The sequence below is a fragment of the Streptomyces sp. NPDC004435 genome, from assembly GCF_042873895.1.
In the GTDB taxonomy this organism is placed as follows: domain Bacteria; phylum Actinomycetota; class Actinomycetes; order Streptomycetales; family Streptomycetaceae; genus Streptomyces.
Genome location: NZ_JBIAMB010000011.1, coordinates 180,931 through 194,474 on the forward strand (window position 1 = coordinate 180,931; position 13,544 = coordinate 194,474).

Sequence of the window (13,544 nt, forward strand, 5' to 3'; positions counted from 1 at the left end):
GGCTGCCGCGTCGCAGCTGCGACCGACAGCCCCCTCGCCCACGTCCTCCTACTTCTCTTCCGGCTCCCAGGCGCGGAGCAGGTCGAGGAGCCCTGCGTCTCCGTCAACGCGCAGGGATTCGGCCTTGATCCGGTCGTACAGGTAGAGGACCAGCTCACTGGCCGTGCCGTGGACGGAGGCGCCGGCCGCGTCCGAGTCCTCGCCGGTCGAGGCGGTGGGCGCGGGGATGCGGGTGATGCATGCGCCGTCGCCGTCGACCGCCAGGCGCCAGGAGCTGCCCTCGACGGCGTGGAAGTCGAAGGCCGTGGGCTTGTGCGGCCAGGCACTCGGCGTCGCGCAGACGGTGAACAGGAACTCCTCGACACCGTCCAGTGCCAGATCGACCGGCAGCGGCAGCGGCTGCGCGGAGCCCCCGGCGAGCTGGGCGTCGTAGGTGTGCACCGCGGTCTCCTGGACCCGGTGCCGGGCGGTGCCGCCCGCGGTCTGCGGGGACTGCGACGCGGGCCACCAGGTCCAGCAACCGCTCTCCGGCCCCGCCGCGCGCAGGGCGTCCAGCAGGAGCTGCGTCGACGCGTCCAGCCAGGCCAGCAGGGCCTCACGCTCTCGCGGAACTTCCAGTGCGGCGCGGGCGGCGACGGCGTCGGCCGGGGGAGCGTCGGCGGGCCCCGCGCCGACGATCGCGGCCCAGAAACGGTCCCCTCCGCCCAGGTGCTGCACCAGATCGAACAGCGTCCACCCGGGGCACGTCGGCACCTGCGCGTCGAGATCGGGCGCGTCGGCGACCACGGAGCGGAACGCGGCCGAGCGCTCATCGATCAGTCGCAACAGGTCAGGGAACTCAAGATTCTTTTCCACTGCGGATGTCTATCACCGCACTCCGATGATCGGACAGTAGTTTTCCCCCGTCGCCACCGGTGGGCCATCGCGGAAGCCCGCGCACCTCGTTGACGTGACGTGCCACCAGCCGGACACCCTCCAGCTCACCGCACGCCAGACACATACATATACAGTTCCTGTTCATGCCATAGAACGTCGGGAGGCAGCACTACATGCCATGGCAGGACACCCCCCACTCCACCCCTCACTTCACCCCCCACGACACTCCCCACACCCCCCGCTACGACTCCGTCCACGACGCCCCGCACCCCACCGGCGGGCCCGGCGGACCGGACCGGGGGCGCTCGGAGTTCCCGCCCGGGCCCGGGCGGGCGGAACGTCGTCGGGCCGCCGCCAAGCGGGGCCGGCGCGGCAAGAGACGTAGGAGCGCTTCTGCTTCGCGTGGCCGACGAGGCGCTCAGGAACCGGTCGCCGGGCGTCCGTTGTCGCGGGTCGAGGCGCGTCGTGCCGCGCGTGAGGCGAAGGCGGCCAAGGACAGCCTCGGTGTCGTCGTCGGCGAGCTGTTCATCACCCTCGGCGTCGTGATGCTCCTCTTCGTGGCCTACCAGCTCTGGTGGACCAACGTGCTGGCCGGCCAGGAGGTCGACCAGGCCAAGGAACGGATCACGGACACCTGGGCCAAGGGCGAGACCAAGCCCGACGTCTTCGCCCCCGGCGAGGGCTTCGCCATCATGTACATCCCCAAGCTGGACGTCGTCGTGCCCGTCGCCGAGGGCATCGACAAGGCCAAGGTCCTCGACAAGGGCATGGCCGGCCACTACGGCTCCGGCAAGCTCAAGTCGGCCATGCCCTCCGACAAGCAGGGCAACTTCGCCGTCGCCGGCCACCGCAACACCCACGGCGAGCCGTTCCGCTACATCAACCGCCTCAAGCCCGGCGACCCCATCGTGGTCGAGACCCAGGACGCCTACTACACCTACGAGATGGCGAGCATCCTGCCCCAGACCCCGCCGTCGAACATCGCCGTCATCGACCCGATCCCCAAGGGCTCCGGCTTCACCGCGCCCGGCCGCTACATCACCCTGACCACCTGCACGCCCGAGTTCACCAGCACCTACCGCATGATCGTCTGGGGAAAGCTCGTCGAGGAGCGCCCCCGCAGCAAGGGAAAGCCGGGCGCGCTCACCGGCTGACGCACCTTCAGTGCGTGGGCTGCGGGGCCTCCAGCTTGATGCCGACGTGCCGGACCGTGTGCAGGTAGCGGGGCTGGGCCGCCGACTCACCGAGTTTCCGCCGGAGCCACGAGAGGTGCACGTCCACCGTGCGCTCGCCGCGGTACGTCCGCAGCCACACACGCTTGAACAGCTCGCCGCGCGGCACGACGACGCCGGGCCGCCACGCGAGGAATTCCAGGAGGTCGAACTCCTTGCGGTTCAGGTCGAGGGGAGCACCGTCGAGAAAGGCCTCGCGCCGCTTTGCGTCGACGACCAGCCCGCCCACCCGGGCGACGTCCGCGGGCACGACTCCCGCGGCCGCTCGCCGCAGCACCGCGGTCAACCTGGCCACGAGGTGGGCCGCGGAGAACGGTCCGGCCAGGAAGTCGTCGGCTCCGCTGCCCAGCGCGCGGACGAGATCACGCTCGTCCTGCCGGTCCGCGACGGCGACGACGGGGATGTCGGAGACGGTACGGAGCATCTTGAGCATCTCCAGGCCGTCGATGTCGGGCAGGCCGAGGCCCAGCACCATCACGTCGGACGGCTCGTCCAGAACGGCGCGCAGGGCGCCCAGAGCCGTACCGCACTCCCGCACGGTGAACGAGGCTTCCGAGAGACACACATGGAGGGCGGAGCGAACGGAGGGGTCGTCCAGGACGAGAAGCACCTTTGCCATGCGGGGCACGGTACGCGACACATATGTCTTTGAGTGTGTCGGGGTGCCGAATTTTCCCTGACGGGATATGGCATATTGTGTCGGGCGTGGTCGGCCGCGGTGTCGCACGGTCGGATGACGGCGCCGAAAGACGACATCGGAAGACGAGACGAGGAGGAGTCGGACGTCCTCGATCAGCCGACCGATTAAAGATCTTTAAGGCATCGGCAAGGTCGCGTTAACCCCGCGCGGCGACCCTGGATCCTAAGATGGCATGAACGAGCGGCGGTGCCTTACGGCCCCGCGGAATCCCCGGCCGGCTACGGCGCGGGAGTGACCGCGGTGTAGAAGACGGAGGAACCCCGCTTGGTGCGGCGGGCGCGCCCCTTGGCGACCAGATTCTCCAGAGACGTGCGCACGACCGTGGTCTGGATATGGCGGTCCCGGTGCTGTTCGCTGAGCGCGGTCGTCACCTCGGATGCGGAGCAGGGGGCGTCGCTCGCCGCGAGGTGATCGCGGATCAGCTCGACGAGAGTGGCCTTTCCGTCGCCGGAATTGCGGCCGCCCCGGCCACTCTTTCCGGCCCTTCCGGCCTTTCCGTTCTTCTGCCGGGGAACGGTGCGGTCCGATTCCGCGGCTCCGGCCTGGAGTGCTTTCTGGAGATTGAGCAGCACGCCGTGGTCGTGCGTCAATTCGTCCAGTTCGGCCGTGAGGCGAGCTACCTCGGCCCGGATGCGCTCCTGCTCCGCCACATTGCGTTCGAGATCTCCGGCGACCTTGCTGTTGTAAGCGGTCGTGAGTTCCGTTTCTCCCGGCATGACTCCCTCTTCGTCACATGTGGTCGGACGCGTCGCGGGTGTCACGTGAGGGTGCTGTTTTCGAGTGCACCGGGCGAGACGTGACACATACCTGACGGCTTCGGCCGACGACCACTCTAAGGCATGGGCCTCCCGTCCTGGGCTTTGGTGAGTGGCGCGCCGGGGGAGGGGTGCCGGCGACGTCATATTGGTCAGTTGACCAATTCGCATCCAGGAAATTGCGGGATAAACGAACGATGCCCGCTCCGCCGGGGCTACCACCGGGGAGCGGGCATCGCCGCGCGACGGGGAGGGCCGCCGCGGGTCAGGGGTCAGCGGAGGGCGGCGCTCCGCGGGTGTCGGTCGATGTCCGCCTCGTCGTCCCCGAGGATCAGCAGGGGGTCGAACACGACGATCGTGCCGGCCACGATGAGGAACACCAGGGGCGCCACCAGCATGGGCAGGACGACGGCGATCGGCGATCCGGCCCCCGCGGCCTCGGGCGCATGGGCGTGGAGCCGTACCGAGAGAGCGGCCATGCCCGTGTAGTGCATGCCGGTCACGGCCACCCCCATGACCAGGCTCGCGCCGATCGCCGCCGACAGGCCGCGCACCGAGACCGCGGCCCAGAGGGCCGCCGTCGCCGCGACCACCGCGATCGTCACCGAAGCGGCCACCGTCGGCAGGTCGTAGTCGAGGCTGCCGCCCATCTTCATGGCGGCCATGCCCGTGTAGTGCATCCCGGCCACGCCCAGGCCGGTGAAGAGCCCTGCGGTCAGCAGGACGGGAGGACGGGTACCGCCGTAGGCGACCGCTCCCACGCCCACGCCGACGGAGACCACTGCGAACAGCAGGCTCGCCAGCGTCAGCGGTCCGTCGTAGTCGATTCCGGTCTCGCGCACCGTGAATCCGAGCATTCCGATGAAGTGCATGGTCCAGATTCCGCACGCGATGGAGACCGCGCCCAGAAAGAGCCAGCCGGGCATCTTCCGTCCGCTCCGTACCGACCGGACCGTGCACCGGAGTCCCAGCGCGGAACCGAGGCAGGCCATGATGTACCCCGCCGCCGGGGTGATCAGCCCATAGCTGAATCCGTCGATCGTGCCGTGCATGAATTTCCCCTGGACCGTTCATGAGATGTGTGGGTCGGAACTCGCGAGGTCCCGGCGGACTCTACCTGACATATGTGTCTGGGAAACCACACATGACGCTGTACTTCGGGTGCCACATCACTCCTTCCTTAACGAAGTCCTAAGCCCATGTTTCCCGGCCTCCGGAGCGGATCTCCTCGTGCTTCCATGTGACGGCGGCACAGGTCGTACGACCGGCGGTGTGAAGGCGTTCGAAAGCCCCCTGAAGTCGTCGCAGGACGCGGTAGGCCGCCGGAAAGGCGGCGCGGGCGCGGGCATACGGGGCGGAAGATTCCTCCTCCTCCGTCCTGTCCGGCCTCCCCGCACGCGAGAACGGGATTCCACGGTCGGCGCGAAAGGCAGGAAGAGAACAGCGGTGAACTTCGACATCAGCCAGACGGCGCTTTCCCCCGGCGCGACGGCCGGCGCGGCGACCGGCTCGGCCGCCCACCACACGACCGGCTCGGCCCCCCACCACGCGGGCGTGGTGGACTTCGTCCCCGACGCCGTCCTGGTCATCGACGACAACGGCACCGTGGTCAGGGCCAACGCGGCCGCGGCGGCCCTCTTCGGCTACGACCGGTGGACGGTCGAGGGGCGCGGAGTTCTCGACTTCCTCCCGTCCTTCGACTGGAACCTCATGCGCGGCGCCGAGGACAACGGACACCCCGGCGGCATCCCCACGCGCCGGCTCCGCACCACGGCCCGGACCGCCGAAGGCGGAACCTTCCCCGCCGAGATCAGCACCGTACGGCTGGACCGCCGCACCCCCCACGACGCCCTCCCCTACGAGTCCTCCCTCGTCGTCTCGCTCCGCGACGTCACGGAGGCCGAGGAGGCGCGGGCGGCCCTTCTCCGCTCCCTCCTCCAGGCGGAAGCGGTCCTGCGCACCACCGGCGAAGCGCTCATCGGCATCGACGCCGAGGGCCGGATCGACCTGGTCAACCCGGCCGCGGCCCGTCTGCTCGGAGGCCGGGCCTCGGACCTCGGCGGTTGCGAACTGCTCTCCCGCCTGGTCCCGGTCGGGCCCACCGGCGACCCCGTCGACGCCGAGCACGCCCCTCTGGCCGAGGCCCTGAAGACCGGGCACCCCAGCCGGCTCACCGGCGTGGAGCTGGAGTCGGGCGACGGCGCCCGCCTCACCGCCGACCTCACCGTCCGCCCCTTCATGGACGACGGCAGGGTGGTCGGCACGGTCGTCGCGCTGAGCGACCGTCGCCCGTACGAGCGGCTGGCCGACGAGTACGTCGCCGCGCAGAACCGCTGCCTGAGGGCCCACCGGACCGAACTCGAAGAGCAGCGCCGACTGACCGACCGGGCCGTCGAACACACCCGCGAGCTCACCGACTTCCTCTCCGGCCCGCTGGCGGGTGCGCTGCACCACCTCCACGCCCAGCTGACGCGGCTCGCCGACGACAGCTCACGCCCCCTGTGGCCCGAGGCCACCACCAGCCTGGAGGCCCTGGCGGCCGACCTGCGTACGGTCATGGCCCTCGTGACCGACCGGGCCGGGGCGTATCCCCATGACAGCGCGCCGGCGGGACCGCGGCGGCGCACCGTGCTCGTCGACGACGTGGTGCAGGCGGGGGTACGGGCCGCGACGTCCTTCACGAGTCCGAGCCGGGTGCAGTTCTCCGTCCACGCCCCGAGGTTCGCCGTCCACGTGGATCCCGACGACGTCTCGACCGCCGTCGCGCGGCTCATCGCGGATGTCGTCCACGCCGGCGACGAGGAGGCCGGCTCCGGCCCGCACCACGTGTTCGTCGCCGCCCTCCACCAGCGCGGCCTGCTGCGCATCGAGGTGCGCGGCCCCCGCGGCGGCGGTGCGCGGGAGCACTTCGACGTCGTGCAGGGCATCGCCGCGGCCCACGGGGGCACGCTGCGCACGCACCGGGCGGCGGGCGTCAGCGGCAGCACCTATGTCCTCGAACTGCCCTCGGCCCTCCAGGACGAGGCCGCCGCGGCCGCCACTCCGGGCGACACCTCCTCGGCGGCCCTCCGGCCGACGGGGCGTCACCGCTCGCCCGGCTCCGTACCGGCCCTCACCGCAGAGCGGTTGTCCACCTGACCAGGAGGTGCCTCAGCCCCGCCTGATCATGGCATGAAGGAATCCTTAAGAAACACCGATCGGCACACATGGTCGTCACATATGCCATCACCAGATGGTTAGGTTTCCACCAGTCGATCCGATGTCCCACGCGCCGCCCCCTCTCACCGCACCGGTCCCCGGCGTCCGGTGCACGCTCCGGCCCCCTCCTCCGCACCACGCGCAGCCGGTGGCCCCCTCGGCCCGGCACCGCACACCTCCTCCGGTCCCCGCCGGTGACCCAAGCCCGGAAAGGAATCGTCGCCATGGTCCTTCCCCTCTCCCGAGGCGCTGCTCGCCTCGCGGCCGTACTCGACGCTCTGCCCGACGGTCTCGTGCTCGTCAACCGCGACGGCACGGTCGTCAACGCCAACACCATCGCGCTCGGCATGTTCGAGACGCCCGGCACCGCTCTGGTCGGGCGCGGGCTGCTCGATCTGCTGCCGACGTTCGACTCGCGGCTGATCCCCGGCTCCATGCGCCTGCCCGACCCCGCCGACGAGCGGGGCCGCACCAAACCGATGCGGATGATGGCCCGCCGGACCGACGGCGGCGAGTTCCCGGTCGAGGTGACGAGCGCCAACCTGGAGGACGGGCGGGAGGCGTACGACTCGTACAGCGGCTACACCGGCGACGAGCTGCTGATGCTCGTCGTCCGTGACCTGACCGGCACCCTCGACACCGAGGCCGAGCTGGCCCGCTCGCAGCGGCAGACCGAGATGATCCTGCGCGCCGCCTCCGAGGGCGTCGTCGGCACGGACACCGACGGCCGCGTCGTCCTCGTGAACCCCGCGTTCGCGCAGATCCTCGGCTACCGCACCGAGGAGCTCGACGGCGCCGCACTGCATCCCCTCGTTCTCGCGCGTCGCGCCGACGGCACGCCGTTCCCGTACGAGGAGTCCCCGCTCGCCGACACGCTCAAGTCCGGCCGCAAGCACCGGGTGCGCGGCCAGGTGCTCTGGTCGAAGGCCGGCGACCGCGTACCGGTCGACCTGACGACCGCTCCGGTGCGGGACGGCGACCAGCTCGTCGGCGCCGTGATGACCTTCACCGACCGCAGACCGTACGAGGAACTGGTCGCCCGGTACGAGGCCGAGCTCGCGGAACACGCGGAGCGGTACGCGGCCCTCGCGGCCCGGCACGCCGAGCTGACCGCCGTACTCCCCGAGCCCCGCCCCGCAGGCCCGGCACCGCTCGCGCAAGGCACCGTCGAGCCCCTGGGGCGGGCACGGACGGCGGCCGCCGTCACCCGGCACCCCACCACCCTGGGCACCGTCATGTCCGCCGGGATCGACAAGGCCACGGCGCTCACCGGCCTGCACCGCGCGCAGTTCGCCGTGCACGCCCCACCCGTCGTCGTCACGCTCGACCCCGACCGCGCGTCGACCGCCCTGGCACACCTGATCGCCGACGCCTCCGGCGTCACGTCCACGGGCGCGGTCCGCGCGCGGACCGCGCCCTCGCCCCGGACCGACACCACCGTCGTCATCACGGCTTCACCCCGTGCCGACCACCTGCGCATCGAGATCAGCGGCCCTCGCGCCGTCAACGACCCCACGCACGTCCTCATCGCGCGCGGGATCGTCGACGCGCACGGCGGAGACCTCGCCGTACGACACCACCCCCGAGGCTCCGGACTGACCTACGTCGTGCAGCTCCCCCACACGCCCCTGCCGCCGCTCCTGCCGGCCGCCGCCCGTGCCTCGGCTCCGGCGCCCACGGCCCCGACCGCTCTGTCGACCGCGTCGCCTTCGGCCGAACCCGTACCCGGGCCCGTACCCGTGCCCTCGTCCCCGGTCCGCGTGCCGGTCGCGGGCTCCTGGATCATCGGCGCGGCGGTCGACGCGCGCCGGGACCGCACGGCCGCCCGCACCCGCCCCTACGCCACCCCGCCGCGCCCACGGATCGCCTCGGACGGAGAACAGCAGCGCCTCGTCGACCTCCTCGCCAGGATCAGGCAACACCCCGCCTGATCAAGCCGCGAGGAGGCGAAGGCACGGCACCACCGCGCCACGCGCCGTCCACGGGGCCGTGCCTCACGCTGCCGTCGTGGTGCGGAACGTGCTGGGGCTGAGGCCCTTGTGGCGCTTGAAGGCGTTGCTGAAGCCGAAGGCGTCGGCGTAGCCCACGCTCTTGGCGATGCTGGCGATGCTGAGGTCGGTGTCGGCCAGGAGGGCGGCGGCGTCGTCCATGCGGCACTCGGTGAGGTAGGCGAGGGGCGGACGGCCCATCAGCTCGCTGAAGCGCCGGGCGAACAGCGCCCGGGAGACGCCGGCCTGGGCGGCCAGCGACGCGACCGTCCAGCTCTCGGCCGGCCGTCGGTGGAGGGCGTGCAGGGCGGGGGCGAGGACCGGGTCGGAGAGGCCGCGGTACCAGCCGGGGGCGTCGTCGCGCGCCCGGTCGAACCAGGTGCGCAGCGTGCACACGAGGGCCCAGTCGAGGAGCCGGTCCATCATCGCCTGGGAGCCGGCGGAGAGCCGTGCGGCGTCGGCGGCGGAGTCCTCCAGCCAGGCGCAGACCTCGGCGTCCTCGGCCACGACGAGGACGGGCGGAAGAGCGCGCAGGAGTCGTTCGTGGCGGTGCCCCGAGGCGCGGTAGGCGCCCACGATCAGCGCGGTCGCGCCCTCCGGGCTGTCGCCCCAGTGGATGCCGCCGAGTTCCTGGTCCGCGCACGCGGCGTCTCCGGTGAAGCAGTGGATCTCGTACGCGTCGTGGGGGCGCCGGACGGTGGCCGGCTCGTCCGCCAGACGGAACGGCGCGGGTCCTTTGACGATGGTCGTGTCGCCCGCGCCGATCGCCCGCTCGGTCCCGTCGGACAGCAGCAGTGTGCCGCCCCCGCGCAGCACGCTCACCATGGTGAGCGGAGCGGCGTCGGGGAAGGTGATGCTCCACGGGGCTTTCAGGACGGCATGGCTGACGACCGAGCCCTCGGCGCGGATGCCGCTCAGGAGTGAACTCAGAGGATCCATGACGCAAGCGTAGACGATCTCCTATGTTGTCGAGAGTTTCTCCCATGGATCATCTACGGCGCCACGGTTGTACTGGACTCACTGCACCGATCGAGCCCTCGGGAGACACCGTGCCGCAGCACAGCAGTGACACCAGGACGGCCCTCGTCGTCGTCGCGCACCACCGCAGCGATTCCCTCACCGCCCACACCGCCCGCCGCGCGGCCGCCCAGCTGGAGGCGGCCGGATACCGCATCGACCTGCTCGACCTGCACGCCGAGGGCTTCGACCCGCGGATGAACGTGGAGGACCAGCCGGACTGGGGCAACCGGGAGAAGCCGTACTCGGAGGAGACGCAGGCCCACATGCGGCGGATCCTCGACGCGGACGTCGTCGTCGCCGTCTTCCCGGTGTACTGGCAGAGCGTGCCCGCCGTCCTCAAGGGGTGGATCGACCGGGTGTGGAACTACGGCTTCGCGTACGGTCGCAGCAAGCCCCGTCTGGCGGGCAAGCGCATGCTGTGGCTGGCCCTGGCCGGCGCCACCGCCGACGACCCCCTCGCGGAGTCGATGCACGCCGCCCTGGAGGCCAACCTGAGCGACGGCATCGCCTACTACTGCGGCTTCACCCGCTCCACCGTGGGTCTGCTCCTGAACGCGGAGGAGCGGCCGCAGCGCATCGACGCCGAGGGCAATCTCCTGGTTGGCGAAGCGGCCGGCGGCGCCGAACGGGAGGCACAGTACGCCGACTTCGACCGCCGGGCGGGGAAGTTCGTGGAGGAGTTCCTCGCCGACGAACTCGTCGCCGTCTGACCGTCCCCGGACCGCGCGCGCCGACCCCGGGGCCGTACGTGCGGGGCTCGGCGCCCGGCCCGGCGGCCCCGGTTCGGCGGCCCGGCCCGGCGGCCCGGCCCGGCGAATCGGGAGGCCGGGTGCCGGCGACGGCGGGCGTCAGCGGCCGGCCCTGGAGCGGGCGTGCGTGTCCTGCACCGCCTGGAACTCGCGTTCGGCCTGACGCCAGCGCCCCGTCGCCAGACAGGCGTGGCCGAGCCGGGTGCGGATGTCCATCTCCAGCCAGTCGTAACTGGGTTCGGTGAGGCGGGAGAGGGAGGCGTGCCGGCGCAGCGCCTGGTGGTGCAGGGCGACGGCGGCCTCGGGGTCGCCGTCGGCCTGTTCCGCCGTACCCAGCCGGGTCAGACTGCGGGCACAGAGGAAGAAGTCGCTGACCTGGTCGACCAGGACGACCGCCGCCCGCAGGTGGTGCTTGGCCTGCTTGAACCGCCCGAGCCGGAGGTGGGCGTCGGCGGCGCAGCTCAGCGCCCGGCCCAGCATGCGGGGGCGGCCGATGGCCTCCGCGTGGGGGAGGGCGTCGCTGAAGCAGGCCAGCGCCCGCTCGTTCTGCCGGTCGAAGTAGTACGACAGCCCCTGGACGACCAGGGCGGTCGCCGCGACCCAGTCGCTGCCGATGCCCCTGGCGAGGGCGAGGCCCTCCGTCGTGTGCCGGATGGCGGATCCCGCGTCGCCCAGACTCAGGGCCATGGCACCCATGGCCGTGCGGGTCCGGCTCTCCTCATGGGTGTCGGGACGGTCCGCGAGCAGTCCCAGGGTCTGCTCCAGGCACGTGCGGGCCCGCTTGTACCGGCGCTGGTGGATCGCCGTGTAACCGAGGCAGTTCCACAGGGCGAGCCGCATCCGCGGATCCGTCGTCCCGTCCACGTGGGCCAGAGCGGTCTCCACGGTCGTCTCGGCCTCGTGGTAGCGGCCCTGCCGGACGAAGTAGTCGGTCAGGGCCTCGGCCAGCCAGCAGGCGTGATCGGCGTCCCCCACACTCGCGGCGTGACCGACGACGTCGGCCAGTTCACTTCCTGCCCTGTCCAGCCACGCCTGTGCCTCCTGCCAGCCCGCGAACGGACCCGCCTGCGGCCGAGGACCGGTCGGGAAGCCGTCGACGCCCCAGTCGCTGGCCATCCGGGCGGCGTCCAGATGGAGACGGAACGCCGCCCCGCGCGCGTCGGCGGTCTCGCCCGGGGTCGCCGTCGCGAGCCGCCGCGCGTGCGCCCGGACGAGATCGTGCAGCCGGTAGCGGCCGGGCCGGGGCTGCTGGACCAGGCTGGTGTCGACGAGTTCCTCCAGCAGCACCTCGGTCTCGGCGCCGGGAAGCCCCAGCATGGCCGCCGGAGTCAGCGTGTCGAACTCCACGGTCGGGGTCACCCCCAGAGCCCGGAAGGCGCGCCGTTGTTCGGGCGGCAGGTGGTCGTAGGACATCTGGAACGCCGTCTCCACGCTGCGGTCCCCCGCGCTCAGCTGCCCGAGCCGGTCGTCGCCCGTCATCCGCCCCACCAGGTGCTCCACGGTCCAGCCGGTCCGGTTCTGCAGCCGTGAACCGGCCAGGCGCAGGGCGAGCGGGAGCCCGTCGCACAGCGAGGCCAGCCGCCGGATCGCCTCGGGCTCCTGGTGCGACCGCTGTGCCCCGATGATGTCGGCGAGCAGCGACACCGACTCGTCCGATTCCAGCGGTTCCAGGGTGACCCGCAGATCGGCGTCCAGCCCCCCGAGCCGGCGGCGGCCCGCCACCAGGACCCTGCTCCCCGCGCCCGCCGGCAGCAGGGGCCGTACCTGATCGGCGTCCAGAGCGTCGTCCACGACCATCAGCAGCCGCAGCCCGCTGGTGGCGGTCCGCCAGACGGAGACCAGATCGTCCAGTTCGCCGGGGAGTTCGCCGGTCTCGGTGCTCAGTGTGCGCAGCAGCCGTTGCAGGGTCCGCACGGGCGTCTGCCGCCCCTGTGCGCTGTGGGCCCGTAGGTCCACGTAGAGACAACCGTCCGGGAACTCGCCGCTCAGCTCGCGGGCCGCGCGTACGACGAGGGCCGACTTGCCCACGCCCGCCGGTCCGTCGACGGTGCGGACGGTCACGGCCCCGGGAGTCGCGGCGCCCGTCAGCCGGGCCAGCTCGGTCTGCCGCCCGATCAAGCGGCCCGCGTCGCCGGGCAGTTCGTTGACGGCGCGGCGGGCGGGCGCGGGCGAGCCGGGCGGTGCGGCCGCGTCCCCGCGCAGGATGGCCTCGTGCACCCGGCTGAGCGCGTCCCCGGGGCTCGCGCCCAGCTCGGTGCGCAGGAGCCGGCTCAGGTCCGCGAAGACGGTGAGGGCCTCGCCCTGGCGGCCGCTGCCGTGCAGGGCCCGCATCCGCAGTGCGGCGAGCGGCTCGTCGTACGGGCCGGACGCGCACAGCTCGGCGAGATCGTCGAGGACCTCGCCGTACCGGCCCAGGTCGACCAGACACTCCAGGCGCTGTACGCGGGCCTCACGCCGCCGGTTCAGCAGCCGCTCGCGCTCCTGCCGGGCGAACGGCCCAGGCAGCCCGGTCAGTGGCTCACCGTCGAACAGCGCCAGTGCGCGGGCCAGTTGCTCGGCGGCACCGGCCGGGTCACCGGCCGTCCTCGCCCGTCGGGCGGCGTCGGTGTGTGCGGCGAGATCGGTCAGATCGAGCGTGAACCGGTCGGAGTCCAGGCGGTATCCGCCCCGCTCCCCGCGGATCAGTGACTTCCCCGGCTCGCCGCCCGGGAGCTCCAGATCCCGGCGCAGCGCGTACACATAGCTGGGCAGCACGCTCCGGCCGCTCTTCGGGGGATCGTCGCCCCAGACCGAATCGAGCAGCTGCTCAGGGGTGACCAGGGCACCGGGGCGCAGCGCGAGCGCGACCAGCACCGCCTGGCGGCGGACCGGCCCGAGCGGCAGCCGGACGTCCTCGTGCCGGAGCCGCACCGGCCCGAGCAGCATGAGCCGGAACCGTCGCGGCTGTTGCGCCCCCACGTGATGCCTCCGCTTCCCGTCATCGGAATTTCATCGGCATTGCAGCGGCTTCCGCGACGCTCGCGCAA

Annotated in this window: 9 protein-coding genes and 1 pseudogene; 4 read left to right on the forward strand and 6 right to left on the reverse strand. The window is 72.1% G+C overall.

The features are described 5' to 3' along the window. Window positions 1-48 precede the first annotated feature (48 nt). Window positions 49-825, reverse strand: a complete 777-nt coding sequence (locus tag ACFYT9_RS21470; protein WP_389166147.1) for a maleylpyruvate isomerase family mycothiol-dependent enzyme — start codon at window positions 823-825, stop codon at window positions 49-51. Between the two features lie 314 nt (window positions 826-1,139). On the opposite strand from ACFYT9_RS21470, the pseudogene ACFYT9_RS21475 reads away from it, so the two are divergent. Then, window positions 1,140-2,030: pseudogene (locus tag ACFYT9_RS21475) on the forward strand (class E sortase); the annotation flags it as partial. A 7-nt stretch (window positions 2,031-2,037) separates the two neighbouring features. On the opposite strand, the gene ACFYT9_RS21480 reads toward ACFYT9_RS21475, so the two are convergent. The 3 genes from ACFYT9_RS21480 to ACFYT9_RS21490 form a co-directional block, all read right to left on the reverse strand. Beyond that, the gene (locus ACFYT9_RS21480; RefSeq protein ID WP_389166149.1) at window positions 2,038-2,727 is read right to left on the reverse strand and encodes a response regulator transcription factor; all 690 of its coding nucleotides are present in this window, start codon (window positions 2,725-2,727) and stop codon (window positions 2,038-2,040) included. A 299-nt stretch (window positions 2,728-3,026) separates the two neighbouring features. After that, a complete protein-coding gene (locus ACFYT9_RS21485) occupies window positions 3,027-3,524 on the reverse strand; it encodes a hypothetical protein (protein ID WP_387279007.1) in 498 nt (165 codons plus the stop codon). Window positions 3,525-3,835: 311 nt separating this feature from the next. Beyond that, window positions 3,836-4,615 (reverse strand): MHYT domain-containing protein, encoded by a 780-nt coding sequence (locus ACFYT9_RS21490; protein WP_389166152.1) that lies wholly within the window; start codon window positions 4,613-4,615, stop codon window positions 3,836-3,838. 394 nt (window positions 4,616-5,009) lie between these two features. Between ACFYT9_RS21490 and ACFYT9_RS21495 the strand changes: the two genes are divergently transcribed. Next, complete coding sequence (locus ACFYT9_RS21495) at window positions 5,010-6,701, forward strand: PAS domain S-box protein (RefSeq protein ID WP_389166154.1); 1,692 nt, start codon at window positions 5,010-5,012, stop codon at window positions 6,699-6,701. A 284-nt stretch (window positions 6,702-6,985) separates the two neighbouring features. Beyond that, a complete protein-coding gene (locus ACFYT9_RS21500) occupies window positions 6,986-8,692 on the forward strand; it encodes a PAS domain-containing protein (protein ID WP_389166157.1) in 1,707 nt (568 codons plus the stop codon). A 63-nt stretch (window positions 8,693-8,755) separates the two neighbouring features. On the opposite strand, the gene ACFYT9_RS21505 is transcribed toward ACFYT9_RS21500, so the two are convergent. After that, window positions 8,756-9,688 (reverse strand): AraC family transcriptional regulator, encoded by a 933-nt coding sequence (locus ACFYT9_RS21505; RefSeq protein ID WP_389166159.1) that lies wholly within the window; start codon window positions 9,686-9,688, stop codon window positions 8,756-8,758. Between the two features lie 110 nt (window positions 9,689-9,798). On the opposite strand from ACFYT9_RS21505, the gene ACFYT9_RS21510 reads away from it, so the two are divergent. Beyond that, a complete protein-coding gene (locus tag ACFYT9_RS21510) occupies window positions 9,799-10,479 on the forward strand; it encodes an NAD(P)H oxidoreductase (protein ID WP_389166161.1) in 681 nt (226 codons plus the stop codon). A 138-nt stretch (window positions 10,480-10,617) separates the two neighbouring features. Here ACFYT9_RS21510 and ACFYT9_RS21515 read toward each other — a convergent pair whose 3' ends face one another. Then, window positions 10,618-13,443 carry a BTAD domain-containing putative transcriptional regulator gene (locus tag ACFYT9_RS21515; protein WP_389166163.1) on the reverse strand — a complete coding sequence of 942 codons (2,826 nt, stop codon included), beginning with the start codon at window positions 13,441-13,443 and terminating at the stop codon, window positions 10,618-10,620. Between the last annotated feature and the right edge of the window lie 101 nt (window positions 13,444-13,544).

Bases quoted from the DNA above. Each gene is read 5' to 3' on its own strand.
- ACFYT9_RS21480 (WP_389166149.1), bottom strand. From the start codon at position 2,727: ATGGCAAAGGTGCTTCTCGTCCTGGACGACCCCTCCGTTCGCTCCGCC.
- ACFYT9_RS21485 (WP_387279007.1), bottom strand. From the start codon at position 3,524: ATGCCGGGAGAAACGGAACTCACGACCGCTTACAACAGCAAGGTCGCC.
- ACFYT9_RS21490 (WP_389166152.1), bottom strand. From the start codon at position 4,615: ATGCACGGCACGATCGACGGATTCAGCTATGGGCTGATCACCCCGGCG.
- ACFYT9_RS21500 (WP_389166157.1), top strand. From the start codon at position 6,986: ATGGTCCTTCCCCTCTCCCGAGGCGCTGCTCGCCTCGCGGCCGTACTC.
- ACFYT9_RS21505 (WP_389166159.1), bottom strand. From the start codon at position 9,688: ATGGATCCTCTGAGTTCACTCCTGAGCGGCATCCGCGCCGAGGGCTCG.
- ACFYT9_RS21515 (WP_389166163.1), bottom strand. From the start codon at position 13,443: ATGCTGCTCGGGCCGGTGCGGCTCCGGCACGAGGACGTCCGGCTGCCG.